Here is a 25472-nt window from a genome sequence, read left to right as displayed (position 1 = left end):
CCGGTGAGTCAACGGGGCACCGCCGTCATCAGCAGACCGCTGGGGTAGGCGGCGGAGGTGAACTTGGTGCGCACGGGCTTGCCGGGCACCGGGACGAGCCGCCACCGCGACAGCACGGTGGCCAGGGTGATCACGACTTCGGTCTGGGCGAACACGTTGCCCAGGCACTGGCGGGAGCCCGCCGCGAACGGGATGTAAGCGCCGCGCGGCACGGGCGCGGGAGGGGAGAGCCACCGGTCGGGGTCGAACCGGTGCGGGTCGGGGAAGGACGCCGGGTCGTGGTGCAGGGCGTGCGGGCTCACGATGACCTCTGCGCCCGCGGGTAACTCCACCCCGTCCAGGTCGACCGGTGCGACGGCGCGCCGCATCAGGATCCACACCGGGTACTTTCGCAGCACCTCGCTCACCACGGCCGCCGCGTACCTCAGTCGTGGCACGTCGGCGAACGTCACCGGGCGCCCGCCCAGCACCTCGTCGACCTCGGCGACCAGCCGTTCCTCGACGTCCGGCCGCCGTGCGACCTCGTGGAAGGCCCACGCCAGCGCCAGCGCCGTGGTCTCGATGCCCGCGGTGAGCAGGGTCAGCACCTCGTCGTAGGTCTGCTGGTCGGTCATGCCGTCGCCGGACTCGTCCTGCGCCAGCAGCAGCATCGACAACAGGTCGCCGTGGTCGGGCGTGCCCTCGGCCCGCCGGTTCGCGATGACCTCCAGCACGATGGCGCGCATCCGCGCGATGGCCCGGTCGAACTCGCGGTTGCCCGGCAGCGGCAGCTTCTCCACGAACGACGGCGACAGCGCGCGCACCATGCCCTGCTTGATGACCACGAACACGGACCGCCGCACCTCGGCGATCACCCGCTGCCCCAGTTCGGTGGAGAACAGCGCCTCGCCCACGACGGTGACGGCCAGGCCCTGCATGTCGTCCTCGACCACGCGCACCTCGCCGGGCGTCCACGACGCGGTCAACGCGGAGGCCGCGCGCGTCATCGCACCGGCGTAGTGGGCGATCCGCTCGCGGTGGAACGCGGGCTGGATCATCCGCCGCTGCCGCAGGTGCCACGCGCCGTCCGAAAGCACCAGGCCATTGCCCAGGTAAGGCCGGAATTTGTCGAACATCGCGCCTTTGCGGAACTTCGGGCCGTCCGTGACCAGCACCTGGTGCGAAAGTCGAGGACTGGTCACGAAAAAGGTCGTCAACGGGCCGAGGTCGATCCTCACCACTTCGCCGTGATCGCGCAGTGATGACGTGAATTCGTGTCGTCGGCGCACCATCTCCACGGAGTGGCCGAGGAATGGCAGGCGGCCAGGCGCTACCGGGACACCCATGTCCGCTCCTGTCGCTGCCGAAAGGGACGGCTCACCATAGGGACCTCTTGGGGATACAGGTAGGCCCATTCGGGTGAGATGGTATCACGCAGTCGGTGGAGTGGGTGTCGTTTTCCGTCCACCCGGTACTCTTGCCGGCCCCGACGTGAAGAGGTGGCCGCGAATTATGACGCAGAGCGAATGGATTCCATCCGGTGTGGACATCTCCGTGCCGAGCGTGGCGCGGACCTACGACTACATGCTCGGCGGCGCGCACAACTTCGCCGTCGACCGCGCGCTCGGCGAGCGGATCGAGTCGATGATGCCGGGCCTGCGCAACGCCGCCCGCGTCAACCGGGCGTTCCTCGGCCGCGTCGTGCGGTTCATGGTGGACCAGGGCGTGCGGCAGTTCCTCGACATCGGCTCCGGCATCCCGACCGTGGGCAACGTGCACGAGGTCGCCCAGGCGGCGGCGCCGGGCTGCCGCGTGCTGTACGTCGACCGCGACCCGGTGGCCGTCGCGCACAGCGAGTTGATGCTGGTCGGCAACGACGACGCCGCCGTGGTGCAAGCCGACATGCGCGAGCCCGCCGCCATCCTCGGCAGTGACGCCGCCCGGAGGCTGCTCGACTTCGAACAGCCGATCGGGGTGCTCATGCTGCTGATGTTGCACTGGGTGCCGGACGAGGCGGACCCGCGCGCCCTCGTCACCCGGTACCGCGACGCGCTCGCACCCGGCAGCTACCTGGCGATCACCCACGTGACCGGGGACAACCAGAGCGACAACCTGTCCGACGCGACCGATGCGATCAAGCAGAGCAACAGCCCCGATCAGGTGAATCTGCGTTCGCACGCCGAGATCACCCGGATGTTCGACGGATTCGAACTCGTGGCACCCGGCCTGGTCGGATGTGGTGAATGGCGACCCGGTGGTCCGGGGGACATCGCCTCCGAACCCGACATGAACATGCTGGTCTACGCCGGTGTGGGCCGGAAACTCTGAATTCGCCGGACGAAGTCACCCTGGGTGTGTTCGGGGTTCATACGTCCGGTTGAGTGTCGGCCGGTGGGGGGTGGGTAAACTGCCGCCGATCCTCGCTATCACAACAGGGCAACGGGAATGTCGATCCCCAGTCAGAGAACAGGGGCCACCTCACCACCCGAACGTGGCCGGGAACTCCTCGCGCGGAAGTGGTCGTACCTGCTCAGCGGCGTCGTAGTGGTCGCCCTGGACCGGGACGAACTCGACCGCGAAATGCGCGACCGCCTGAACGAGCTGTGCGCGGCGGTGCACGCCGAGGAGTCTTCCGACCGACCCGCGTCCCGTGCCGCCGAGCGGATCGGCCAACAACTCGTAGCGCTCGGGTACGTCACCGAGGACGGCTTGCGCGTCACCCTCGACGTGCTCGGGAAAGGGCTGCTCGGGCTGGCGGAGTTCCAGCCCGTGGACCGCTATGCCCAACCGGTCGTGGCGGTGCTCGGCGCGTTGTCGTCCGGGTTCCTGGCGGCGAGCAGGCGCGCGGTGTTCGAGCAGCAGGAGTCCATGCAGCTCTCGCTGCTCAAGGCGGTCCGCGACGCCCAGTGGAACCTCAAGGAGAGCGAGGCGCGGTTCGAGGAGGTCGCCACGTCGTCGGCCAGCGGGATCCTGGTTGTCGACCTGGCCGGGTGGATCGTGCGGGCCAACGCGGCGATCGGCGACATCCTCGGCTACACCACCGAGGAGCTGACCGGCTTCGCCCTGTTCGACCTCGCGCACCCGGCGTCGGCGCGGGCCCTCGGCGACGCGCTGGGGGCGCTGCTGCGCGGCGAGCAGGAGCGGGTCCGGCAGCCGCAACGCCTGCTGCGCCAGGACGGTGACGTCGCGCGGATCTCGCTGACGGTGTCGATGGTGCGCGGCGCGGACGGCGAGCCGGGGCACTTCGTCGCGGTGGTCGAGGACGGCACCGAGCTGATGCTGCTGCAGTCGGAGCTGAACCGGCAGGCGCTGCACGACGTGTCGACCGGGCTGCCGAACCGGCAGTACTTCACCACCCACCTGGAGAGCGCGCTGCGACGGGCGGACCCGGTGCGCGGGATCAGCCTGTTCCACCTCGACATCGACGCGTTCGGCATGGTGTGCAACAGCCTCGGCCGACCCACCGGCGAACGGCTGCTGGTGCACGTCTCGCAGCGGCTGAAGGCCGTGCTGGCGCGGGAGAAGGCGATGATCGCCCGGTTCGACGGCGACGAGTTCGCCATCCTGGTCGAGAACGCCGCCACCACGCCGGACGTCGCGGCGACCGTGGCCGAGATCAACCGCGAGCTGTCCGAACCGGTGTACTTCGACGACCGCGGGCTGGCCGTGTCGGTCAGCGTCGGCGTGGTGCGCAGACCGCCGCCGGACTGGACGCCCGAGGAGGTGATCCGGGCGGCGGAGCAGGCGTTGCGGCGGGCGAAGTCGTCCGGTCGCGGCCAGTGGGCGCTGTTCCACGACCGGCAGGACGCGGACGAGCGGCGGGTCGACGCGCTCGCGGTCGCCATGCCCGGTGCGTGGGAGCACGGCGAGGTGGGCGTGCGCTACGAGCCGGTGGTGCGGTTGACCGGGCGCGGGCTGGTCGGCGTGGCGGCGAAGCTGCACTGGGACCGCGGTGACGATCCGCTGGACCACGCGGGGTGCACCGCGCTGGCGGAGCGGACGGGCCTGATCCTGCCGCTGGGCGAGTGGCAGTTGGCCACCGCGTGCGGCCAGTTGGGGTGGTGGGGCCAGCGGGCGACGTTCACCGCGGCGTTGCACGTCGGGCTGACCAGGAACCAGTCGCGGGACGGCGACCTGGTCCGGCGGGTGCGCCGGGTGCTCGGCGACACGGGGCTGCCCTCGGGGCGGCTGGTGATCGGGATGCCGGTGTCGGTGCTGGCCGAGTCCGACGCCGTGGACAACCTGACCGTGCTGGACGAACTGGGCGTCGGCACGTCGTTGGACGACTTCGGGCTCGGGCCGGACGACCTGGCGGTGGCCGCGGAGCTGCCGGTCGGGTCGGTGCGGGTGGCGCGGCGGCTGGTCGCGCGGCAGGCCGGTGGCGAGGCGGAGTTCCTGGCCGGGCTGGTGCCGTTGGCCCGGCAGGCGGGCGTCGAGGTGCTGGTGGACGGGCTGGAGACGCGCGAGCAGGCCGAGTGGTGGCGTGCGGCGGGCGCGGTGGCGGGCACCGGCCAGTTCTTCGGTGAACCGCTGCCCGCGAGCGCGTTCCACGACCCGGTCGAGTGGTACGACTAGCCGCGATCTGGGACGGCTTGGAATCAACACTTCACAGCGCGTTTCCTTACCGTTACAGTTCTGGGAGCGCTCCCAGTCCGGTTCCGGTCAGTGTGGACCACGGAACGGGCCGACCTCCCGCAGGCGGGTCGACGTGGTCCCGCTCGCGAAGGAAGTGATGTGGATGACGGAGTTCCAGTCCCGTCCGGATGCGCCCGTGAACGCCTTGCGGGCGTTGAGCATCCCCCTGCTGCGCGGTTCACTCGGCGTGGTCTTCGTGTGGTTCGGCGCCCTCAAGGTGACCGGCACGACGCCGGTGGCCGAGCTGGTCGCGCGGACCGTCCCGTGGCTCGACCCGGGCGTGTTCGTGTTCACCCTCGGCGCCGTCGAGGTGGTGCTGGGGATCGCCCTGGTCGTGGGGTTCCGGTTGCGCTGGGTGGCGCTGCTGGTCGTGCTCCACCTGGCAGGCACGTTCTCCACGCTCGTGCTGCAGCCATCCGTCGCGTTCCAGGCGGGCAACCCGCTGCTGTTGACCATGACCGGCGAGTTCGTGGTCAAGAACCTGGTCCTGATCACCGCAGGCCTGGCGGTCATGTCGGCCGACGCACCCGTGCGGCAGCGGGTGGCGCGGGCCGACGTCGCCCGGCGGTGATCGCGCGGTGCTGCGGGGTCCCGACCGACCCCGCAGCACCATCAGGCCCGACCGGCCAGGTACGCGGCCACGCCGTCGAGGTAGAGGCCGAGCCCGAACGCGAAGTCGGCGTCCACGTCGCCTTCGTCGTAGAGGTTGGGCTGGTCGAACACGCCGGCGTCGACCACGCGGCCCAGGGCGGGCAACTTCCGCGGGTCGACCAGCAGCCGCAACGCCCGCGCGTACGACGGGCCGAACGCCTCCGGGTTCTCCTGGAAGCTCTCCGCCAGCTCCGCGGTCAACCGGATCTCGCCGTGCACGAACGTCAGCAGGCCCATCACCACGCCGACCTTCTCGCTCTCGCTCAACGGTGTGTCGGCGAGCGTGCCGAGCGCGCTGTCGAACCACGCCAGGTTCTTCGGCCCGAGGGGTGGTCCGGTGAGCGGGATCCGGGCGCACCAGGGGTGCCGGCGGAACGTGAGGAGCACGCTGTTCGCCCACAACGTCAACCCGGCCCGCCAGCCACCGGTCGCGGGCATCGGCGGCGGGTCCTCCATCGCGGCGTCGGCCATCAGCTTGAGCAGTTCGTCCTTGCTCTTCACGTGCCGGTAGAGCGCCATCGTGGAGTTGCCGAGCTGCTGCGCCACCCTGGCCATGGACACCGCCCCGAGTCCTTCGGCGTCGGCGACCTCGATCGCCGCCCGGGTGATCTCGCCGATCGTGAGGGACGGTTTGCGGCCGCGTCGCGGTGTCTCGCGCAGGCCCCACAGCAGGGCGATTTCCGCTGGTAGGCCGTTCTCCTCGGTCATCTCCACCCTCTCGTAACCGCTGCCGGCCAGTCTAGGGCTACCGCTCACAACTGCGTATGAGCTACGCTCTTTAGCGTACCTGATACACATAGGGGGCAGTGATGATCGTCGAGGTGACCGGCCTGCGCAAGGCGTACGGGTCGACCGCGGTGCTGGACGGGATAGACCTGGAGGTCGCCGAGGGGTCGGTCTTCGCGTTGCTCGGTCCCAACGGCGCGGGCAAGACGACCACGATCCGGATCCTGTCCACGCTGTCGCGCCCGGACGGCGGCCGGCTGCGGGTGGCCGGGTTCGACGTGGTGCGGGAACCGGCCGAGGTGCGCGGTGCGATCAGCGTGACCGGCCAGTACGCGGCCGTGGACGCCGAGCAGACCGGGCGGGAGAACCTGGTCATGGTCGGCAGGCTCATGCACCTGGGCAGGCCTGGGGCGAAGGCCCGGGCCGCCGGGCTGCTGGAGCGGTTCGACCTGGTCGACGCCGCCGACCGCCGGGTCAAGACCTACTCGGGCGGCATGCGGCGGCGGCTCGACCTGGCCATGAGCCTGGTCGCCGCGCCGAAGGTGATCTTCCTGGACGAGCCGACCACCGGCCTGGACCCGGCCAGCCGCACGACGATGTGGGACGCCATCCGCGACCTCGTCCGCACCGGCACCACGATCTTCCTCACCACCCAGTACCTGGAGGAGGCCGACCGCCTCGCCGACCGGATCATGGTGCTGGACAAGGGGAAGGTGGCGGCCCAGGGCACCGCGGACGACCTCAAGGCCCGCGTCGGCGGCGACCGGCTGGACCTCCGCTTCACCTCCGCCGCGGCGCTCGACATCGCGGCGGCGCGGCTCGGCGGCTTCACCGACCACGAGCGGCTCGTGCTCAGCGTCCCGTCCGACGGCACGGCCACGCACCTGCACACCGTGCTGGACGACCTGCGCGCCGCCGCCGTCGTGCCCGCCCAGGTCTCCTCGCACCGACCGACCCTCGACGACGTCTTCCTCGCCCTGACCGCACGTGAAGGAGTGCCGGCATGAGTCACGCCATCGCCGATTCGATGACCATGATCGGCCGCAGCATCCGGCTCGGCAGGCGCAACGTCGACACGCTGATCATGTCCATCGTCCTGCCGCTGCTGATGATGGCGCTGTTCGTGTACGTCTTCGGCGGCGCGATCAACACCGGCACCGGGTACATCAACTACGTGGTGCCCGGGATCATCCTGCTGTGCACCGGCTACGGCGCGGCGTCCACCGCGATGTCCGTGGCCGACGACATGAACAGCGGCATGATCGACCGCCTGCGGTCCATGCCGATCCGCAGCTTCGCCGTGCTGACCGGGCACGTCACGGCCAGCGTCGCGCGCAACGCCCTGTCCACCACGATCGTGGTCGGCGCGGCGGTCGCGATGGGCTTCCGCCCGTCCGCGTCACCGCTGGAGTGGCTGGCCGCGGCCGGGTTGCTGCTGCTGTACGTGCTGGCGCTGTCGTGGCTGGCGGCGGGGCTGGGCGCGGTGGCGAAGTCGGTCGAGTCGGCCAGCGCGCTGAGCTTCTTCATGCTGTTCCTGCCGTACCTGAGCAGCGCTTTCGTGCCGACCCACACCATGCCGCCGTTCCTGCGGGGCATCAGCGAGCACCAGCCGATCACGCCCGTTATCGAGACCGTGCGCGGCCTGCTCACCGGCACCCCGGTCGGCGATCAGGGCTGGATCGCACTGGCCTGGTCGGTCGGCCTGCTGATCGCGTCGTTCGTCCTGGCCGTCGCCCTCTACCGGCGGCGCGTCAACGACTGAACCCACGCCTCGACGAGGTCGGCGAGCGTGGACAGCGGCACGCGGGCCTCGGACAGCACGACCTCGTGGAAGTCGCGGACGTCGAACGCGCCACCCAGGCGCCGTTCGGCGTCCCGCCGCAACCGCTGGATCTCCAACCGGCCGACCAGGTAGGCCGGCGCCTGTCCCGGGTCGGCCAGGTAACGGTCCACCTCGGACTCCACCAGGTACGGTGCCATCGGGGTGTTGGCGCGCAGGAACTCCACAGCCCGTGCCCGGCTCCAGCCGAACGCGTGCAGCCCCGTGTCGACCACCAGCCGCGCGGCGCGCATGGAGTCGAACGTGAGCATCCCCAGCCGGGAGAACGCGTCGGAGTACAGGCCCATCTCGTCGGCGAGGCGTTCGGCGTACAGGGCCCAGCCCTCGGCGAACGCGCTCACCCCGGCCGTGCGCCGCCAGATCGACAGGTCGGTGCGCGCCATCCGCCGCGCGCCGTCGAAGTGGTGCCCGGGCACGGCCTCGTGGAAGGCCAGGGCCTCGGCCGTGTGCCTGCCGTCGAGCTGGGCGGGGTTCACCGAGTAGGTGCCCGGCCGCGCACCGTCCACCGTGCCCGCCAGGTACGACGGGGGAGTCGCGGCCGGTGTGCCGTCCGGGTAGAAGCGCACCGCGCACTTCTCGTCCGGGACGGTGCGGAACCACCCCGGCGCGGCGGCTTCGGCGCGGCTCACGGTGGCGCGGGCGGCGGCGAGCATCTCGTCGGCGTCGCGCCACCCCGGGCCGTCGCGCAGCCTGGTGAACACCTCGTGGACGTCCGACGTGCCGAACACCTCCCGGCCGAGCGACGCGTACTCGTCGGCGAGGCCTTCGAGCGCCGCCAACCCCGTGTGGTGCAGCTGGTCGGGGGTGAGGTCGGTGGTGGTGTGCCGCCGTGAGGCCGAGGCGTACAGCTCCTCGCCGTCAGGCAACCAGCACACGCCCGCCCGGTCGTCGTCACGCCCGTGCGGCAGCACGTCGGCCGCCAGCGCTTCGCGGTACTCGCGCACACCGGGCAGGTGGGCGTTGTCATCGAGTTGGGCGATGGCCTGGCGCACCAACCGCGCCACCGGCAACCGGCCCGCGCGGATCCCGTCGCGGTGCCGTTGCGCCAAGGCCGCGAAGAAGGCGGGCATCGCGCTCAACCTGCGCTCGTGATCGGCCCGCTGCTGTTCGGTGTCCAACGGCGTGTCCGCGAGCGTGTGCAACAGCATGGGCACGGGGGTCAGGATCAGGTCGCTCACGGTGAACTCGACCCACCGCTGCCCGACCTGGTCGCGCAACGCCGACGCCTGCTGCCCGATCATGGCGCGGGTGACCCGGTCCGTGCCGGCCAACGGCCCGGGATCGACCGCTGCCGCCCGTGCCGCGATGCCGTCGAGCTCGGCGGCGAACCGCTCGTCGGCCTCCTCGCGGTAGTCGGTGAGCAGGTGGTCGTAGCCGGGGATGCCGCTCAGGGTCGCGGACGTCGGAAACCGCGCCAGCACGGCTCGGTGCAGCTCTTCCGCGATCCGATCGACCTCCGTCACCACACCGATGGTGCCGGCCGGCCGCCGCCCCGGCTTCCCGAGCGCGTCACTCCTTCAGCCGGTGCACGACGACGATCCCGCCGTGCAGCGGCAGGTGGCGGCGTTCGTCCTCGGTGGCCACGTACTCGTCCAGCACGGCGCTGATGCGGCGGTCCAGTTCGGCCACGTCCTCCGGCGACAGGTGCAGCGCGAACCGTGCGTAGGTCCGCACCGACTCCGGTCCGGCTTCCCGCAACTCCTCCTGGAACGCCTCCAGCGGTGCGGTGTTCGCGCCGGTGTCCGCCGGCGGCCCGTCCAGCCACCACGAGATGCCGGTCGACCGGTAGGGCTTCTCCAGCGCGCCGCTGGCGCCCGTGCGCACCTCGCCCGGCTCCAGGAAGCCCGCCGCCGCCAACTGGCGCACGTGGTACAGGACGGTTCCCGGGTCGCGGCCCAACCGCTCGGCCAGCTGCTTGTTGGTCAACTCCTGCTGCCCGCACAGCCGCAGGATCCGCAGCCGCAACGGGTGGGCCAGCGCTTTCGCCTCGTCCACCGTCGCCGGACGCCGTTCCCGCTCAGCCATGGCGCCCAACCTAGCCGACCGGTGGGGAAACGAACCGATGGAGAAAATTCCACCGATGTGCGATTCTCCACCAATGGCATCCATGGGAACGGGCTTCTGGCGCCTCTGGACGTCGTCCGGCCTGTCGAACCTCGCCGACGGCACGTTCAAGGTCGCCCTGCCGCTGGTCGCCATCCAGACGACCCGCGAACCGACCCTGATCGCGGGTCTGGTGTTCGCCCTCACCCTGCCGTGGCTCGTCTTCGCGCTCCCGGCGGGCGCGCTGACCGACCGCCTCGACCGCCGCCGGACCATGCTCCGGGCCAACGCCGCCAGGGCCGCCCTGCTCGCACTCCTCGCCGCCGCGGTGGCATCGGGCTGGGCGAACATCTGGCTGCTCTACGCCATCGCCTTCGCCGCCGGCATCGCCGAGACGCTCTACGACACCTCGGCGCAATCCCTGGTGCCGCAGCTGGTGGACCGCGACCGCCTGCCTCGCGCCAACGCCCGCCTGTTCGCCGTCGAGCTCACCGCGAACGAGTTCGCGGGCCCGCCCGTCGCCGGCCTCCTGGTCGCCGCGGGCGCGGTGGCCGCCTTCACCGCGCCCGCCGCCCTCTGGCTGGTGGCCCTGGTCGCCCTGTGGTCGGTCCGGGGCGCGTTCAAGATCCACCGCGAGCACCGCACCACGCTGCGCGCCGACATCGCCGAAGGCCTGCGCTTCCTGCTGCGCCACCGCCTGTTGCGCAGCCTCGCCGTCGTCGTCGGGCTGTTCAACACCGCCAACACGGCGTCCGGCGCCGTGCTCGTCCTCCACGCGGTGGGCCCGGCGTCGGCGATGGGCCTGAGCGCGCAGCTGTTCGGCCTGCTCCTGACCACCCCGGCGGTCGGCAGCCTGGTGGGCTCCCTGGCCGCCGAACGCGTGATCGCCAAGCTGGGCCGGAGCCGTTCGCTGGTGGTGGGGTTCGTCGCCGGGACGCTGCTCGTCGCCGCACCCGCCGTGACCACCGACCCGTACGTCGTCGCGGCGGCGTTCGCGGTCGCGGGCGGTGGGATCGCGGTGCTCAACGTCGTCGCGGTCACGTTGCGGCAGCGCGTCACGCCGGACCGCCTGCTGGGCCGGGTGAACAGCGCCTACCGCCTGGTCGCCTGGGGCACCATGCCGCTGGGCGCGGCGCTCGGGGGCGTCCTGGCGCAGGCGTTCGGGCTGCGCGCGGTGTTCGTGATCATGACGGCGGTGGCGCTCGTGGCGCTGCTCGGCCTGACGGCGGCCACCGAGCGGAAGATCGAGCAGGCGATGGCCGGGTAGCCGTCAGCGCCCGCCCGAAGCCGCGTCGATCACCTCGTCCAGCACGTCCCGCGACCGCACCAGGTCCGTGATCAGCCGGTCGATGCGGGCGCGTTCGGCGGTGAGGTCGTCGACCAGCCGTGGCGTGGCGATCTCGGACGGGCCGCCGTCCGCGTCCCTCATGCACGGCAGCATCAGCGCGATCTTCTTGCTGCTCAGCCCGGCGGCGAACAGCTCCTGGATGCGGATCACCCGGTCGACCGCGCGCTCGGGGTACTCGCGGTGGCCGCCGGTGGTGCGGTCGGCGCTCAACAGGCCCTGCTGCTCGTAGTACCGCAACGAACGCACGCTCACCCCGGTGCGCTCGGCCAGCTCACCGATCCGCATGTCACACCCCCGCGCGACCTGAACCTGACATTGATGTCAACTTTTACCGTAGTCGCATGACGAGCACAACGGCCGGCCCCTACCAGCCGAAGTTCCTCGCACTCAAGGCCGCGGTGCACCAAGCTGAGGAGTTGTCGGAGGGCGGCTCGGTCGTCCGTGGACGCGGGGGTGCGCTGGTGGTTGTCCGGATCCGAGGTCGTGCCCTGCCGCACGGCGAGCACGTCGACCTCTACGCAGACGGCGACCGGTGGACCACCGACCCCGTCCCGAACGCCGAGCTGGTGGCCGAGGGCTGGCTGGTGCCCGGCCTGGTCGACGCGCACACCCACCCCGGCGCCGAGGCACCCGGCGACCCGCTCGACCACGGGATGCTGCGCGACCACCTCCGGCAGCACGTGGACGCCGGGGTGGCGGTGATCCGCGCGCCCGGCCTGGCCGGTGAGCCGCCGCCGTGGTTCGGCACCGACCCCGACACGCCCAGGGCCTGGCACGCCGGTCCGTGGCTGGCGCAGCACGGCCAGTTCTTCGACGGCTGGGGACGTCGGGCCGACCACGCCGAGCTGCCCGCGATCGCCGCGGCGCAGGCGGCGCGCACCGGGTGGGCGAAGGTGATCGGCGACTGGCGCTCGGACGGCGAACCGGTGCCGCTGGAGGTGCTGACCGCCGTGGTGGAGGCGGTGCACGCGGTGGGCGGCCGGGTCGCCGTGCACACCCAGCAGGCCGCGGGCGGTGAGGTGGCGGTGCTGGCCGGTGCCGACTCGGTGGAGCACGGGATGCAGCTGGACGCCGACCTGCTGACCCGGATGGCCGAGCAGGGCACGGCGTTGACGCCGACGTTGTCGATCACCGACCGGACGCTGCCCGAAGTGCGCCGCCGCCCGGACAGCCCCGCCAAGCGGTGGTACGTCCGCGGCGCGGAGGCGCACGCGGGACTCGTCGCCGCCGCGGCCGAGGCGGGCGTCCGGGTGTTGGCGGGGACGGATTCGGTGCCGCACGGCCGGATCATCGACGAGGTGCGCGCGCTGGCCGCCGCCGGGATGCGCCCGCACGCCGCCCTCGCCGCCGCCTCCTGGGACGCCCGCGCGTACCTCGGGCTGCCGGGCCTGGAACCGGGCGCGCCCGCCGACGCCGTCGTCTACGCCGAGGACCCCAGAGCCGACCTCGACCAGCTCGCCCACCCGGTCGCCGTGATCCTGCGCGGACGTCCCGTGCGCGTCCGAGGGAAGTGACCTCCGGCATCCTCCGGGGCGGCCTTCCCCTTTTCCCGCCGCGCCACCGGCACCGGCACCGGCACCGGCAGGATGATCAAGCGGGTCGACCGGACGGACCCGCCCGGAGCCGTTCGGTCCCGGGCGGGTGCGAGGTCAGGCCGGTGGGTGGATGGTGGTCTCCGCGATGCTGGTCCAGTCGTTGCCGGTGTTGCCGTAGCCCACGACGCGCACGTAGCGGGCCGACGTGTCGGGGATGTCGTAGATCTCCGGCTGGAGCGTGGCGCCGCTGCTGGAGCCGGAGAACCGGGTGGTCCAGGCGGTGCCGTCCGACGACGTCTGGATGCGGAAGTCGTGCCGCCGGGTGTCACCCCGGTGCCACGCCAAGCCGACCGCCCCGACCGTCCGGGCGGCACCGAGGTCGTACCGGATCCACACCCCGTCGCCCTCGTCCGACCAGCGGGTGGACAGGTCGCGGTCCAGCGTGTTGGCCGGGACGTTCCCGTCGTCACCGCTCGCCGCGACCGCCGTGACGGGCAACGGGGAACCGGGCGGCTGGGGCTGCGGCGCGCTGTCGCCCGACTTCACCGAGTGGATGATCGTCTCGCCGTAGTTGCTCGTGCCGCACGGGCTGGAGTTGCCGCAGTTGGCCTGCGTGTACGCGCCGGCCTTGAAGTAGCCGGTGCTGAAGCTCTTGCTGAGCGTCGCCGCGAGTGCGCCGTTGTAGTACGCGTTGATCTTGCCGCCGGAGACGACGAACTTCACCTGGAACCGCGTGTTCAGCCGGAAGTCGTCGGTCACCAGCTTGTAGTGCGCGTCGTCGCCGTTGGTGACGTAGAGGTTGCGCCCCTCCACCCGGAACACGGACACGTCGTCGTCCCCACCGTGGATCTGCCCGACCACCAGGTGCGGCTTGTCGTTCGGCAACCGCGTCACGGTCTGGTCGATGGTCATCGCGTGCGTCCCGGAGTTGGACGACCAAGCCGCGTTGGCCGTCCCGTTCATCTCCCGCAACTCGGAACGCGGGTAGTTCGACCCACTGGTCGTGACCCCGTTCACCGCCGCCCGGAACCGCACCCCGCCACAGGCGTCGTCGACGACGAACCAGGGGTCCACCCGGTAAGTCGCCAACGACGGCTGCTTCACCTCATCCGGATCCTCGTCACCACCGATCGGCAACTGGATCTTCCAATTCCGCAGGTCCAACACCTGAGCGGGGTAGTCGCAAGCCGCCGCGACCGCCGCGGTCGGCCCTGCGACCACCACACCGGCCACCACTGACCCAGCGGCTAATGCCGCAAGTACTCGTCCCATGCCGCCATCGTGCCGACCTCATGCGCACTCGAACGCCCGCTGTCGCCTTCCTGCCACCACGACGCCGGCCTCGCCCTAGGCGCTCTGCTGCTCCAGCCACTTCAAGATCGCCTGGTTGGTCTCTTCCGGCCTTTCCTGCTGGATCCAGTGACCGCAATCCAGGGTGACCACCTCGACGTCGGGCACGAACGCCGCCAGGTTCTCGGACTTCGCGACCACGTCCCGGTCGCCGTAGATCATGAGGGCGGGCTGGTGGATGATCGGGTCCACGTCCGCCAACAAGTGCCAGTTGCGGTCGACGTTCCGGTACCAGTTGATACTGGCCGTGAACCCCGATGTCTCGAAAGCGGAGACGAAAACGGCCAGTTCGTCGTCGCTCATCAGGGGTTCACCGCGCGGTGCTTCCGCTCTGGCGAGGTTGATGAACGCCATACCCGGCTGGGGTTCCGCCGAGGGCTCGTTCTTCCGGTACAAGTTGCGCAGGAACCGGAAGGTGTTGTCTTCGAACACGGCGTCCGCGACGCCCGGCTGCCGGTTGAAGTGGACGAAGTAGGAGTCGCTGCCGACCACGTCTTCGATGAACTCGACCCAGGGCTTGTCCCCGCGATCGAGGTAGGGCACGCTCAGGTTGATCACCTTGTTCACCCGGTCCGGGTGCAACAAGGTCAATCCCCAGACGACCATCGCACCCCAGTCGTGACCGATGAAGGTGGCGTCCTCGTAGCCGTAGTGGTCGAGCAGTGCGACGAGATCACCCGACAGGTGTTCGATGTCGTACTCGGTCACCTCGGTCGGCCGGGACGAGTTGCCGTAGCCCCGCTGGTTCGGTGCGATGACGTGGTAACCCGCGGCGACGAGGGCGGGCACCTGGTGACGCCAGGAGAACGCGTGCTCCGGCCAGCCGTGGCAGAGCACAACGGGGTTCCCGACATTCTGCCTGCCCGCTTCGAAGACTTCGAGCTCCACCCCGTTGACGGAAACGAAGGTGGGCTCGGGGAAGTCGGTCGGATTGACCATCGCATTCTCTCCTTGCCTTTTCAGCTGTCACCGCCACCGTAAGGAGCACCGCGGACGAGATCGGTCCTCAATGGAGGGCGAACCTGGAAAAAAGGAGCACGGCACCGGAAACCGGGCAAACGAGAAAGGCGAGCCGCTCAGCGACTCGCCCTGTCCGTACCGACCTGGAGTGCCCCCGGCAGGATTCGAACCTGCGCTCCCGCCTCCGGAGGGCGGTGCTCTATCCCCTGAGCTACGGGGGCCGCAGCTACGGGTGGAAGCTTAGCGTACGCCTGGCGGGTGGTTTCACCCCCTACCCTCTTCGGGGTGGAGGTTGGGCGCAGGCGGGTGGTCCGGAGCGGTGACCTGGGGATTTCCGTGGTGGAGGGAGGGGTGGGCGGCGGAGTGCCGGTGGTGTTGGTGCACGGGTACCCCGACACGTCGGAAGTGTGGGACGGGGTGGCGGAGAGGTTGGGGCGGCGGTTCCGGGTGGTCCGGTACGACGTGCGGGGGTGTGGGCGGTCGGGGGAGCCCGCCGGGGTGGACGGGTACCGGGTCGAGCGGTTGGTCGAGGACCTGGTGGCGGTGGTGGGGGAGGTCGGGCGGCCGGTTCACCTCGTGGGGCACGACTGGGGGTCGGTGCAGGGGTGGGCGGCGGTGGTGGCTCGGCCGGAGCTGTTCCTGTCGTTCACCAGTGTGTCCGGGCCCGATCTGGGGCAGTTGGGCGAGTGGGTGAGGCGCAACCGTTTGCGGCCGGTGAAGGTGCTGGGTGTGCTGCGGCGGTCGTGGTACATCGCCGGGTTCATGGTGCCCGGTGCGGCCGAGCTGCTGTGGCGGGTGCCGGCCGTCCGGAAGTGGTTGCGGGCCGGGCGGCGGGAGTTGGTCAACGGGTTGGGGCTGTACCGCGCCAACGTGGGGCGCGGGCGGGCTCCGGCGGTGGTGACGGTGCCCGTTCACCAGATCGAGTTGACCGAGGACCCGTTCGTGGTGAGGGAGCACCTCGACGCCGCGGCACCCTGGGTCGAGCGGCTGACGAGGAGCAGCGTCCACGCGGGACACTGGGCGCCGCGGACGCATCCGGAGCAGGTGGCGCGGCACATCGAGGACGCGATCGACAACCGGTGACGCCTCCGGCACCGTTGTGGCGCCCCTGACACTCAAGTTGCACTCATGCGCATGTGACTATATGTTCCGCTCATGGGTCACGGACACGGCCACGGCGTGTCGTCGGGGAGCGCCAGGCACCTCGGCCGGCTGTGGATCGCCTTCGGCATCGGTGCGGCCTTCATGGGCCTGGAGTTCGTCGTCGGCTTCGCCACCGGCTCGCTGGCCCTGATCTCCGACGCCGCCCACATGCTCACCGACGTCCTGGGCGTCGGCATGGCGCTGGCCGCGATCATGCTGGCCCGCCGCGCCCGAACGGGTGGCAGCCGCACGTTCGGCCTCTACCGCGCCGAAGTGCTGGCCGCGCTCGCCAACGCCGTGCTGCTGTTCGGCGTGGCCGGTTACGTCGTGCACGAGGCGGTCGGGCGGTTCGGCAACCCGCCGGAAGTGCCCGGCCTGCCGGTGGTGCTGGCCGCGAGCGCGGGCCTGGTGGCCAACGTCGTCGCGTTCTTCCTGCTCCGGGACGGCGCGAAGGACAGCATCAACGTCCGCGGTGCGTACCTGGAGGTCCTCGCGGACCTGATCGGGTCGGTCGGCGTGCTCATCAGCGGCGCCGTCACGCTGATCTTCGGCTGGCGCTACGCCGACCCCGTCATGGGTGTGGCGATCGGCCTGTTCGTCCTGCCGCGCACGTACAAGCTGGCCGCGAGCGCGCTGCGCATCCTCTTCCAGCACGCCCCCGAACGCCTGGACGTCGCCGAGATGAAGGCCGACCTGAGCCGCCTGCCCGGCGTGGCCGAGGCGCACGACCTGCACGTCTGGACGCTGACCTCGGGCATGGAGGTCGCCTCGGCGCACCTCACCACCCGCGACCTGGTCGACCCGGCCGAGGTGCTGCGCGCGGCGCAGGTGCTGCTGGCCGAGCGCTACCACATCGAGCACGCCACGCTCCAGGTCGAACCAGGAGATTCCGCGCAGAGGTGCCGCGAAATCTCCTGGTGACCACCACCTACAGCGAAGCGCACTGACCCGTCTTCGGCCCGTCTGCCGAGTTCGCCCACCCGTTGTTCACCGGTTCAGGCGAACTTCCGGTGCACGACAGCGGTCCGGCCACGGTGTTGCCCGCGACGAGCGTGCCGCCCTTGTTGTCGACCAGCCGCACGGGCCCGCCGGCGGTCACCCGTTCCAGCGACAACTCGCCGGACGTCCCGCTGATGTCCACCGGCCCGCCGACCGACGTCTCCACCAGCACGACCGCCGCGGCACCCGTCGCCCTCACCGGGCCGTCCACCGTCCCGCCGAACACGTACAGCGACGCGCCCGCCGCCACCGTCACCGGACCGGTCACCGAAGCACCGTCCACGCACGTCACGCCCGACTCGACGCGCAACGGACCGGCGTGCTCACCGGTGACCGTGGCCGAGCATGTCACGAACGGCTTGGCCAGCAGCTCGAACTCGGCCACCGTCGCCGAGCCGGGGAACTCCAGCCGGTAGTGCTGGTAGTGGCCCGGTCGGGCGATCTTGAACGCCCGCGTCTGCTGCCGCCACGGGAACGCCTCACCGGACCGCTCGTCCACGACCGCCCACGTCTTGCCGTCGTACGAACCCTTCAGCACCCACGACGACGGGTCGCCCGTGTCCTTGCCCGAGGTGAGCGTGTAGAACGTGGCGCTCTCCTTCTTCGACGGCAGGTCCACCTGCAACCACGACAGCGCACCGGACGTCTGCGAGGTGTTGTCCACCACCGCCGCCGGCGCACCGGTCACCGTCCCGAGCAGCGTCACGTCCCGCAACGGCGTGGGAGCCGAGGAACCCGTGGTCAACGACGGCGGCGCGGCGTCCGGACCGGTGGCCCACCGGGACGGCGACGACCCCATCCCGAAGTCGAGCACACCGCCGTTCGCGATCTCCGCGTGCGGCAGGTGCGCCTTGTCCCACTTCTTCCCGTTGACCGTCAACGACTGCACGTAGATGTTCTGCGCCGAGTTGTCCGGCGCGTTGATGACGAGCGTGCGCCCGTTGTCCAGGTGCACGGTCATCTTCTCGAACAGCGGCGACCCGATCGCGTAGGACGAGTTGCCCATCTGCAGCGGGTAGAAGCCCATGGCGCTGAACAGCCACCACGCCGACTGCTCGCCGTTGTCCTCGTCACCGGGGTAGCCCTGGCCGATCTCGCTGCCCAGGTAGAGCCGGGACAGGATCTCGCGCACCTTCTCCTGCGTCTTCCACGGCTGACCGGCGTAGTCGTACATGTACGTGATGTGGTGCGACACCTGGTTGGAGTGCCCCAGCTGCCCCATCCGCACGTCGCGCGCCTCGGTCATCTCGTGGATCACGCCGCCGTACGAGCCGGGGAACTTCGCGGTCTCCGGCGTGGCGAAGAACTCGTCCAGCTTCTTCGCCAACCCGTCCCGGCCGCCGTACAGGTTGGCCAGGCCCTGCCCGTCGTGCGGCACGGAGAACGCCATGTTCCAGCCGTCGGTCTCGGTGTAGTCGTGGCCCCACTCGCGCGGGTCGTACTCCTCGGTCGGCACGCGCCACGTGCCGTCCGGGTTGCGGCCCTGGAAGAAGCCCGTCGACGGGTCGAACATGTGGATGTAGTTCTGCGCGCGGTTGGCGAAGTACTCGTGCGCGGCCTGGTACCGCGGGTCGCCGGTCCGCTTGTGCAGCGCCTTCGCCATGTTCGCGATGCCGTAGTCGTTGACGTAGCCCTCGATCGCCCACGACATGCCCTCGCCGGTGGCGGTGGACGTGTAGCCGGTGAAGATCGAGGTGTCCAGGCCCTTGCGGCCGACGCCCGCGTTCGGCGGCGCGACCGTCGCGTTCTTCACCGCGGCCTCGTAGGCGGCCTCGGCGTCGGGCAGCGGCACGCCCTTCACGAACGCGTCCGCGAACGCCACGTCGGAGCTGGTGCCGGTCATCAGGTTCGCGTAACCGGGCGACGACCAGCGGGAGATCCACCCGCCGTCCCGGTACTGCTGCACGAACCCGTCCGCCAGCTCGGCGGCCCGGCCCGGCGTCAGCAGGCTGTACGCGGGCCACGTGGTCCGGTAGGTGTCCCAGAACCCGTTGTTGACGTAGATCTTGCCGTCCACGACCTTCGCGCCGGTCTGCGTCGGGGTCGACGGCCCGGCCGGCTGCACGGGAGACGCGTACCGGTACTGCGGCGCGTCGGTGGTGCCGGTGTTCTCGAAGCCGGAGTTCGGGTAGAGGTAGAGCCGGTAGAGGTTGGAGTAGAGCGTGGTCAGCTGGTCCTCCGACGCGCCCTCGACCTCGACCATGCGCAGCACCCGGTCCCACGCGTCCCGCGCCCGGTCGCGCACCGAGTCGAACGTGTCCGAAGTGGACACCTCCAGCTCCAGGTTGCGCCTGGCCTGGTCCACGCCGAGCAACGAGGTGGCGATCTTCATCGTCACGGTCTTGTCACCGGAGGTGTCGAACTGGAAGAACCCGGCCACGTCGTCCCTGCCCACGCCGGTCAGCCGACCGCTGGAGACGACCGGCTTGTCCACCACGCCGTACACGAACAGCCGCGTGGCGCCGGTCGACAGGCCGCTCTTGACGTCCGAGAAGCCCGTCACCACACCGGACGCCGGGTCCAGCGTCAACCCGCCGCTGTTGTTGACGTTGTCGAACACCAGGTTCGACGTGTCGTCCACGAACGTGAAGCGGAACAGCGCGGCGTGGTCGGTCGGCGCGATCTCCGTCCGCATCCCGTTCTCGAACTTGACGCCGTAGTAGTGCGCCTTCGCGGTCTCGTTCTCGTGCTTGAACGGCAGCGCGCGCACGGCCCGGTCGGCGGTCGGCGTGCCGGTGGACGGCATCACCTGGAACGTCTGCCGGTCGCCCATCCACGGGCTGGGCTCGTGGCTCGCGGTGAACGCCTGCAACGTCGGCAGGTTGTCCCGGTTGTTGTTCTTCGCGTACTCGTAGAGCCAGCTGGTCGAGCCCGCGTTCGTCATGGGCGACCAGAAGTTGAAGCCGTGCGGCACCGCGGTGGCCGGGATGTTGTTGCCCCGCGAGAACGAACCGCTGGAGTTCGTGCCGCGGGTGGTCAGCACCCAGTCGGACGGGCGCGGCCGGTCGACCACGACCGGGGCGGACTTCACCGCGATGTCGTCGACCCAGCCGTTGAACCCGGCCGGTCCCTTCGGGTTGTCGTACGCCACCAGGATCCGCTTGACGGTCTTGCCCGCGGCGACCTGGCCGATCACCGACGCGACCCGGTTCCACTGGTTGGTGTAGAGCGACTTGGCCGCGCCCTGGCCGCGCGGTGACAGCTCGAACCCGTGCTGGTCGCGCGCGCCGAGGTCGCTGAGGTACGTGCCGTCGTCGAACGCGAGGTCGAGCGACACGTAGGTGGCCGGGTAGTTGAGGTCGTCCGTGGTGAACGACGGGAAGATCAGGTACGACAGCTCGGTGGTCGCGGTGACCGGGAGGTCGACCTCGTAGACCTTGTTGTACGAGTAGCCGCGCCCCTCGGCGACGTGCGTCCCCTGGTACCGCAACGCCTTCAGGCCGGTGAACCCGGCGCCCGCCTTGGCGTTGTACCCGCCGTTGGCGCCCTTGCCCACGGTCGTGCGCATGTTCTTCGCCGGCGGGGTGGTGGAGCCGTCCGAGAACTGCACCTCGGCGAGCTGGATGAGGTTCACGCCGCCCGCGGTGGCCGAGATGTCGAGCTGGTAGTGCTTGAACGCCTCGGTGTTGGCGATGTCGTAGGTCTTGGTCTGGAACCGCTCGGTGAACGCCTCACCGGTGCGGGCGTCCAGCGGGGTCCACGTGGTGCCGTCGTTCGAGCCGCGCAGCGTCCAGTCCTCCGGGTCGCGCTCGGGCGCGTCGTTGGCCGACGACATCGCGTAGCGCTTGACCGCGACCGGCTCGGCGAAGGTGAACCGCGCCCAGCCGGTCGGCGTGAAGGTGAGCCACTTGGACGACACGTTGCCGTCGACCAGGTTCTCCTTGACCTCGCCCGCGCCGGAGTTCTCCGAGTTGGCCGCCACGTCGACCACGCGGTCGGTGACGTTGCCCGGGATGCCGGTGGAGTCCGAGCCGTTGACGCCCGCCGTCTTCGGCGTGCCGTCCGGGCCGGTCTCCACAGTGCTGGCCCAGGTCGGCTGCGGCTGCCCGTCCTCGAACGACGTGGCGAAGAGCGTCTCGCTCACGGTTGGCTCCCCCGGTGCGGCGGTCGCGGAGGGCCAGCCTCCCACGCTCCCCACCGCCAGTGCGATGGTCGAGACGACCACCAGCGATCCTCTGCCGCGTTTGTGCCCCATTGCACGCCTTTCGCCCGATCCGACCGCGATCTTCAGCGAAGCAAAGGGCGTACCTGACATCGTTGTCAAGAGTGGTCCCGCAACTTGTCCGCAAGCCTGTCCGGATGCTGCTCCACCCGATCTACACTCACTCACCGTGACGGCCCGGAACACGCCCCCGGTGGGCACCCCCGCGGGGATGCGCGTGCTCAACCAGCGCGCGGTGCTCGACCGGCTGCGGGTGGGCGGCCCGGCGACCAGGCCGCAGGTCGCCAAGGACACCGGCCTGTCGAAGCCGACCGTGGGCCAGGCGCTGCTCGACCTGGAGCAGCACGGCCTGGTGCGCAGCATCGGCCGCACGTCGGCCGGTCCGGGTCGGTCGGCGGTGGTCTACGAGCCGAACCCGGCGGCGGGACACGTGCTGGGCGTGGACATCGGCAGGCAGCGGATCCGGGTCGCGGTGGCGGACCTGGCGGGCACGGTGATCGCGCGGGTGGACGAGCGCAACCGGTGCCGCTCGGCGACGGCGCTGGTCCGCACGGTGGGCGAGCTGGCCGAGCGCACGGTGTCCGAGGCAGGCCTGTCGCCCGCCGACCTGGTGGTCAAGGTGGTCGGCACCCCCGGCGTGCCGGACCCGCGCGACCGGACGTTGCACCACGCGCCGAACCTACCGGGCTGGGAACGGCCCGGCCTGCTGGACGACCTGGAGGCCGAGCTGGGCGCGGGCCTGGTGGTGGAGAACGACGCCAACCTGGCGGCAGTCGGTGAGCAGGCGCACGGGGTGGCGCGGGACGCCGACGTGTTCGTGTGCGTCACCGTCGGCACCGGGATCGGCATGGGGATCGTGGTGGACGGCCGGTTGTTCCGCGGCGCGCACGGTGCCGCGGGCGAGGTCGGCTACCTGCCCTTCACCGGCCAGTCCGAAGAGGACGGACGGCAGCGCGGCCAGGTCGAGGCGGCCGCGGCGGCGGAGTCCGTGGTGGCGTTGGCGAAGCAGCGCGGGTTGTCGGCGCGCTCGGCGCGCGAGGTGTTCGCCGCGGCGCGGGCCGGTGACGAGCGGGCGCTGCTCGCGGTGCGCGACGAGGCCGAGCGGCTGGCGTTCGTGGTGGCGTCGGTGGTGGCGGTGGTCGACCCGGAGCTGGTGGTGCTCGGCGGCGGCATCGGCAGCAACACCGACCTCCTGCAGGAGCCGCTGGAGGCCGCGTTGCGCCGGATGACGCCGCTGGTGCCGCGGATCGTGGCCGGCGGGCTGGGTGACGGCGCGGTGCTCGGCGGCGCGATCGAGATCGGGTTGCGGTCCGCGCGGGAGCTGGTGTTCGACCGCCGCGGTGCGGTCACTCCCTGAGAGTAGTCGAGTGGCTCTCACCTGGTGATTCACTCGAAAGTCGTAAGTCTCAACTCGCCAGTAATGACGTAGCGTCACTCGTTACCTCCTCCTGGAGGGTGTTGTTCCTTCCGTTGTTCAGAAGGGGAGTCGAAAGGGGAGTACGGGGGACGTGGTCCCCTTTCGACCGTGCCACGGGGCAGGTGCCGCGCCCGCAAACACCTGCCCCGTGTACAACGGCGCCTACGGCGTCTTCCGGTGGACGTCCCGCGCGGTGGACGCCCGGTGGGTCGAGTCCGCGATCCACGGTCCCGGGCTGGACGGGTCGAGCACCCCCTCCTCCAGCCAGGTGAACCGACCGTCCAGGACGTGCCGCGCCAACGCCGCGTCCGAGTCGTCCGAGTTGCGCCACAACCGGTCGAACAGCTCGTCGACCCGCACCCTGGCCTGCGCCGCGAACGCGTCCGCCAGCGCCACCGCCCGGTCGCCGTCCGCCGCCGCCCGCACGCACGCCGCGCTGATCGCGAACAGCTCCGCGCCGATGTCCACGATCCGGGCCAGGAACCGCTGCTTGCGCTCCATCCGACCCTGCCAGCGCGACATCGCGTAGAACGTCTGCCTGGCCAGCTTGCGGCTCGACCGCTCGACGAACCGCAGGTGCCCGGCCAGCGGCCCGAACTCGGCGTAGGCGCGCGGCACCTGGCCCTTGCCGACCACCAGCGTCGGCAGCCACTTCGCGTAGAACCCGCCCGCCCTGGCCAGAGCCTGCGCCTTGCGCTTGGCGTCGGCCTCCGGGTCGATGATGTCCCCGGCGACGGCGAGGTGCGCGTCCACCGCCTCCCGCGCGATCAGCAGGTGCATGATCTCGGTCGAACCCTCGAAGATCCGGTTGATGCGCAGGTCGCGCAGCACCTGCTCGGCGGGCACGCCCCGTTCGCCGCGGGCCGCCAGGGACGCCGCCGTCTCGTAGCCGCGCCCGCCGCGCAGCTGCACCAGCTCGTCCGCGACCAGCCAGGCCATCTCCGAGCCGTACAGCTTCGCCAGCGCGGCCTCGATGCGGATGTCGTGCCCGCCCGCGTCGGCCAGCTCGCTGGACAGGTCGAGCACGGCCTCCAGCGCGTAGGCCGTGGCCGCGATGTAGGCGACCTTGCCCGCGATGGCCTCGTGCTTGCCGATCGGCAGGCCCCACTGCACCCGTTCTGCCGACCACTCGCGGGCGATCTTCAGGCACCACTTCGCCGCGCCCGCGCACAGGGCCGGCAACGACAGCCGGCCGGTGTTGAGCGTGGTGAGCGCGATCTTGAGCCCCATGCCCTCCTTGCCGATCAGGTTGGCCCTGGGCACGTGGACCTGGTGGAACCGCGTCACGCCGTTCTCCAGGCCGCGCAGGCCCATGAACTCGTTGCGGTTCTCCACCGTGATGCCGGGCGAGTCACCCTCGACCACGAACGCGCTGATGCCCTTGCCGGGCACCTGGGCCATCACCACGAGCAGGTCGGCCACCACGCCGTTCGTCGTCCACAGCTTCACGCCGTCGAGCACCCAGCCGTCGTCGGTGGGCGTGGCCGTGGTGCCCAGGCGGGCCGGGTCGCTGCCCACGTCCGGCTCGGTGAGCAGGAACGCGCTGATCGCGCCGGTCGCGCAGCGCGGCAGGTACTCCCGCTTCTGCTCGTCCGTGCCGAACATCGCCAGCGGCTGAGGCACGCCGATCGACTGGTGCGCGGAGAGCATCGCGCCCAGCGCGGGGCTCACCGAGCCGACCATCATCAGCGCCCGGTTGTAGTAGACCTGGGACAGGCCGAGGCCGCCGTACTCGGTCTTGATCTTCATGCCGAACGCGCCGAGCTGTTTCAGGCCGGTCAGCACGTGGTCGGGGATCGCGGCATCGCGCTCGATGACCGCGCCGTCCACGGAGTGCTCGCAGAACTCGCGCAGGGCGGCGAGGAACGTCTCGCCGCGCTCCCGGTCCTCGGTCGAGCCGCCGGGGTGCGGGTGGATCAGGTCGAGGCGGAAGTGGCCGAGGAAGAGCTCACGGCCGAAGCTGGGGTGGCGCCACCGGGTCTCGCGGGCCTGTTCGGCGACCTTGCGCGCGGTGCGCTCGTCGACGTGCTTGTCGGGATCCACTGCGGTCATCGCTGACCTCCAGGACGGGGTTTCCCACGTTACTACCGATGGGTAGCCCCAACTGGGTGATGCGAAACCGCAAGATCGTAGGCGGCAATTCCGCGACGGTCCCGCCGGCGGGAAATGCGTCTCGCCGGCGGGACCGTCGCGGAAATGGAATTCGCGCCCTGATCAGGCGATCAGGCGATCAGGGTGCAGGTGCTGCCCATGTTGTAGTAGTTGCCGCCACCGTCGTTGCGCCAACCGGTGCCGCGGATGCAGCCCCCGCGGTTGTAGTTCGCGTAGATGTAGACCCGGTGGTTGAGGATCGGGTTGCGGTCGATGTCGTTCACGCCGGCGGTCTGGTAGTGGCCGGGGTAGGGGCCGCAGACGTTGCGGGACTCCACCCAGTGCACGTACCTCACGGTCGCGCTGACCGTCTCGTACTCGATGTACACGTTCGTGCAACCGCTCGTGCTGGAATTGCTCGCGTGCGCCGACGGGTTGACGAACACCACGATGGCCAGCACTGAAAAGAGCGTGGCCAGCACCGCTCCGAATCGCTTCATTGTTAACCCCTCCAGGCGGCAGTCGAATACTGCCTCGAATTCGAGCGTAACGAGGGAGGGGGAAACGTGACAAGAAAGTGGTGGGTGCCCGCG

At 70.7% G+C, this 25472-nt stretch carries 20 protein-coding genes and 1 tRNA gene; 10 read left to right on the top strand and 11 right to left on the bottom strand.

The annotated features are described in order from the left end of the window. Positions 1-8: 8 nt before the first annotated feature. Positions 9-1325: a cytochrome P450 gene (locus tag B0I31_RS03455; protein WP_106613775.1), complete on the bottom strand. Its 1317-nt coding sequence runs from the start codon at positions 1323-1325 to the stop codon at positions 9-11. A 166-nt stretch (positions 1326-1491) separates the two neighbouring features. On the opposite strand from B0I31_RS03455, the gene B0I31_RS03450 reads away from it, so the two are divergent. The 3 genes from B0I31_RS03450 to B0I31_RS03440 all read left to right on the top strand — a co-directional run bounded on the left by B0I31_RS03450 (position 1492) and on the right by B0I31_RS03440 (position 5185). Then, on the top strand, positions 1492-2307 hold the full coding sequence (locus B0I31_RS03450) for an SAM-dependent methyltransferase (protein ID WP_106613774.1): 816 nt from the start codon (positions 1492-1494) through the stop codon (positions 2305-2307). Positions 2308-2424: 117 nt separating this feature from the next. Then, entirely contained in the window at positions 2425-4554 is a 2130-nt protein-coding gene (locus B0I31_RS03445) for a putative bifunctional diguanylate cyclase/phosphodiesterase (RefSeq protein WP_106613773.1), read from the top strand. 163 nt (positions 4555-4717) lie between these two features. Next, positions 4718-5185, top strand: coding sequence for a DUF417 family protein (locus tag B0I31_RS03440; RefSeq protein WP_181319963.1), 468 nt, complete (start codon positions 4718-4720; stop codon positions 5183-5185). A gap of 41 nt (positions 5186-5226) precedes the next feature. Here the strand turns inward: B0I31_RS03440 and B0I31_RS03435 are convergent, their stop codons facing one another. Next, positions 5227-5973 carry a TetR/AcrR family transcriptional regulator gene (locus tag B0I31_RS03435; protein ID WP_106614027.1) on the bottom strand — a complete coding sequence of 249 codons (747 nt, stop codon included), beginning with the start codon at positions 5971-5973 and terminating at the stop codon, positions 5227-5229. Between the two features lie 101 nt (positions 5974-6074). Between B0I31_RS03435 and B0I31_RS03430 the strand changes: the two genes are divergently transcribed. Beyond that, a complete protein-coding gene (locus B0I31_RS03430; RefSeq protein ID WP_106613771.1) occupies positions 6075-6998 on the top strand; it encodes an ATP-binding cassette domain-containing protein in 924 nt (307 codons plus the stop codon). Beyond that, complete coding sequence (locus B0I31_RS03425) at positions 6995-7753, top strand: ABC transporter permease (protein ID WP_106613770.1); 759 nt, start codon at positions 6995-6997, stop codon at positions 7751-7753. The genes B0I31_RS03430 and B0I31_RS03425 overlap by 4 nt, the downstream gene beginning before the upstream one ends. Here the strand turns inward: B0I31_RS03425 and B0I31_RS03420 are convergent. Next, complete coding sequence (locus B0I31_RS03420) at positions 7729-9294, bottom strand: DUF885 domain-containing protein (RefSeq protein ID WP_146173714.1); 1566 nt, start codon at positions 9292-9294, stop codon at positions 7729-7731. The two genes, B0I31_RS03425 and B0I31_RS03420, sit on opposite strands and share 25 nt — an antisense overlap. Positions 9295-9340: 46 nt before the next feature. Then, positions 9341-9856: an ArsR/SmtB family transcription factor gene (locus tag B0I31_RS03415; RefSeq protein WP_106613768.1), complete on the bottom strand. Its 516-nt coding sequence runs from the start codon at positions 9854-9856 to the stop codon at positions 9341-9343. A gap of 73 nt (positions 9857-9929) precedes the next feature. Here B0I31_RS03415 and B0I31_RS03410 point away from each other — a divergent pair, with 73 nt between their 5' ends. Beyond that, entirely contained in the window at positions 9930-11141 is a 1212-nt protein-coding gene (locus B0I31_RS03410) for an MFS transporter (RefSeq protein WP_219910576.1), read from the top strand. 3 nt (positions 11142-11144) lie between these two features. Here B0I31_RS03410 and B0I31_RS03405 read toward each other — a convergent pair whose 3' ends face one another. Beyond that, complete coding sequence (locus tag B0I31_RS03405; protein ID WP_106613766.1) at positions 11145-11507, bottom strand: MerR family transcriptional regulator; 363 nt, start codon at positions 11505-11507, stop codon at positions 11145-11147. A gap of 56 nt (positions 11508-11563) precedes the next feature. On the opposite strand from B0I31_RS03405, the gene B0I31_RS03400 reads away from it, so the two are divergent. Further along, complete coding sequence (locus B0I31_RS03400; protein WP_106613765.1) at positions 11564-12736, top strand: amidohydrolase family protein; 1173 nt, start codon at positions 11564-11566, stop codon at positions 12734-12736. Between the two features lie 135 nt (positions 12737-12871). Here the strand turns inward: B0I31_RS03400 and B0I31_RS41480 are convergent, their stop codons facing one another. The 3 genes from B0I31_RS41480 to B0I31_RS03385 all read right to left on the bottom strand — a co-directional run bounded on the left by B0I31_RS41480 (position 12872) and on the right by B0I31_RS03385 (position 15288). Beyond that, a complete protein-coding gene (locus B0I31_RS41480; protein ID WP_245949625.1) occupies positions 12872-13981 on the bottom strand; it encodes a polysaccharide lyase family 7 protein in 1110 nt (369 codons plus the stop codon). Between the two features lie 123 nt (positions 13982-14104). Continuing rightward, on the bottom strand, positions 14105-15046 hold the full coding sequence (locus B0I31_RS03390; protein WP_106613764.1) for an alpha/beta fold hydrolase: 942 nt from the start codon (positions 15044-15046) through the stop codon (positions 14105-14107). A 170-nt stretch (positions 15047-15216) separates the two neighbouring features. Further along, a tRNA-Arg gene (locus tag B0I31_RS03385) sits at positions 15217-15288 on the bottom strand. 130 nt (positions 15289-15418) lie between these two features. On the opposite strand from B0I31_RS03385, the gene B0I31_RS03380 reads away from it, so the two are divergent. Both B0I31_RS03380 and B0I31_RS03375 read left to right on the top strand, forming a co-directional pair. Further along, a complete protein-coding gene (locus B0I31_RS03380; RefSeq protein ID WP_181319961.1) occupies positions 15419-16150 on the top strand; it encodes an alpha/beta fold hydrolase in 732 nt (243 codons plus the stop codon). 72 nt (positions 16151-16222) lie between these two features. Next, positions 16223-17131 carry a cation diffusion facilitator family transporter gene (locus B0I31_RS03375; RefSeq protein WP_106613762.1) on the top strand — a complete coding sequence of 303 codons (909 nt, stop codon included), beginning with the start codon at positions 16223-16225 and terminating at the stop codon, positions 17129-17131. A 7-nt stretch (positions 17132-17138) separates the two neighbouring features. Here the strand turns inward: B0I31_RS03375 and B0I31_RS03370 are convergent, their stop codons facing one another. After that, complete coding sequence (locus B0I31_RS03370) at positions 17139-21404, bottom strand: GH92 family glycosyl hydrolase (protein WP_106613761.1); 4266 nt, start codon at positions 21402-21404, stop codon at positions 17139-17141. Positions 21405-21582: 178 nt separating this feature from the next. Here B0I31_RS03370 and B0I31_RS03365 point away from each other — a divergent pair, with 178 nt between their 5' ends. After that, positions 21583-22728, top strand: a complete 1146-nt coding sequence (locus B0I31_RS03365; RefSeq protein ID WP_106613760.1) for an ROK family transcriptional regulator — start codon at positions 21583-21585, stop codon at positions 22726-22728. A 222-nt stretch (positions 22729-22950) separates the two neighbouring features. On the opposite strand, the gene B0I31_RS03360 is transcribed toward B0I31_RS03365, so the two are convergent. Continuing rightward, a complete protein-coding gene (locus B0I31_RS03360) occupies positions 22951-24840 on the bottom strand; it encodes an acyl-CoA dehydrogenase family protein (RefSeq protein ID WP_106613759.1) in 1890 nt (629 codons plus the stop codon). A 170-nt stretch (positions 24841-25010) separates the two neighbouring features. Continuing rightward, positions 25011-25379, bottom strand: coding sequence for a hypothetical protein (locus B0I31_RS03355; RefSeq protein ID WP_146173713.1), 369 nt, complete (start codon positions 25377-25379; stop codon positions 25011-25013). Between the last annotated feature and the right edge of the window lie 93 nt (positions 25380-25472).

It is taken from the genome of Saccharothrix carnea (assembly GCF_003014735.1).
GTDB lineage: Bacteria > Actinomycetota > Actinomycetes > Mycobacteriales > Pseudonocardiaceae > Actinosynnema > Actinosynnema carneum.
The sequence above is the reverse complement of the archived record's forward strand: the minus strand, read 5'-3'. Positions and strand labels throughout refer to the sequence as shown.

Bases quoted from the DNA above. Each gene is read 5' to 3' on its own strand.
- B0I31_RS03455 (WP_106613775.1), bottom strand. From the start codon at position 1,325: ATGGGTGTCCCGGTAGCGCCTGGCCGCCTGCCATTCCTCGGCCACTCC.
- B0I31_RS03450 (WP_106613774.1), top strand. From the start codon at position 1,492: ATGACGCAGAGCGAATGGATTCCATCCGGTGTGGACATCTCCGTGCCG.
- B0I31_RS03445 (WP_106613773.1), top strand. From the start codon at position 2,425: ATGTCGATCCCCAGTCAGAGAACAGGGGCCACCTCACCACCCGAACGT.
- B0I31_RS03440 (WP_181319963.1), top strand. From the start codon at position 4,718: ATGACGGAGTTCCAGTCCCGTCCGGATGCGCCCGTGAACGCCTTGCGG.
- B0I31_RS03435 (WP_106614027.1), bottom strand. From the start codon at position 5,973: ATGACCGAGGAGAACGGCCTACCAGCGGAAATCGCCCTGCTGTGGGGC.
- B0I31_RS03430 (WP_106613771.1), top strand. From the start codon at position 6,075: ATGATCGTCGAGGTGACCGGCCTGCGCAAGGCGTACGGGTCGACCGCG.
- B0I31_RS03425 (WP_106613770.1), top strand. From the start codon at position 6,995: ATGAGTCACGCCATCGCCGATTCGATGACCATGATCGGCCGCAGCATC.
- B0I31_RS03415 (WP_106613768.1), bottom strand. From the start codon at position 9,856: ATGGCTGAGCGGGAACGGCGTCCGGCGACGGTGGACGAGGCGAAAGCG.
- B0I31_RS03410 (WP_219910576.1), top strand. From the start codon at position 9,930: ATGGCATCCATGGGAACGGGCTTCTGGCGCCTCTGGACGTCGTCCGGC.
- B0I31_RS03405 (WP_106613766.1), bottom strand. From the start codon at position 11,507: ATGCGGATCGGTGAGCTGGCCGAGCGCACCGGGGTGAGCGTGCGTTCG.
- B0I31_RS03400 (WP_106613765.1), top strand. From the start codon at position 11,564: ATGACGAGCACAACGGCCGGCCCCTACCAGCCGAAGTTCCTCGCACTC.
- B0I31_RS03390 (WP_106613764.1), bottom strand. From the start codon at position 15,046: ATGGTCAATCCGACCGACTTCCCCGAGCCCACCTTCGTTTCCGTCAAC.
- B0I31_RS03375 (WP_106613762.1), top strand. From the start codon at position 16,223: ATGGGTCACGGACACGGCCACGGCGTGTCGTCGGGGAGCGCCAGGCAC.
- B0I31_RS03370 (WP_106613761.1), bottom strand. From the start codon at position 21,404: ATGGGGCACAAACGCGGCAGAGGATCGCTGGTGGTCGTCTCGACCATC.
- B0I31_RS03365 (WP_106613760.1), top strand. From the start codon at position 21,583: ATGCGCGTGCTCAACCAGCGCGCGGTGCTCGACCGGCTGCGGGTGGGC.
- B0I31_RS03360 (WP_106613759.1), bottom strand. From the start codon at position 24,840: ATGACCGCAGTGGATCCCGACAAGCACGTCGACGAGCGCACCGCGCGC.
- B0I31_RS03355 (WP_146173713.1), bottom strand. From the start codon at position 25,379: ATGAAGCGATTCGGAGCGGTGCTGGCCACGCTCTTTTCAGTGCTGGCC.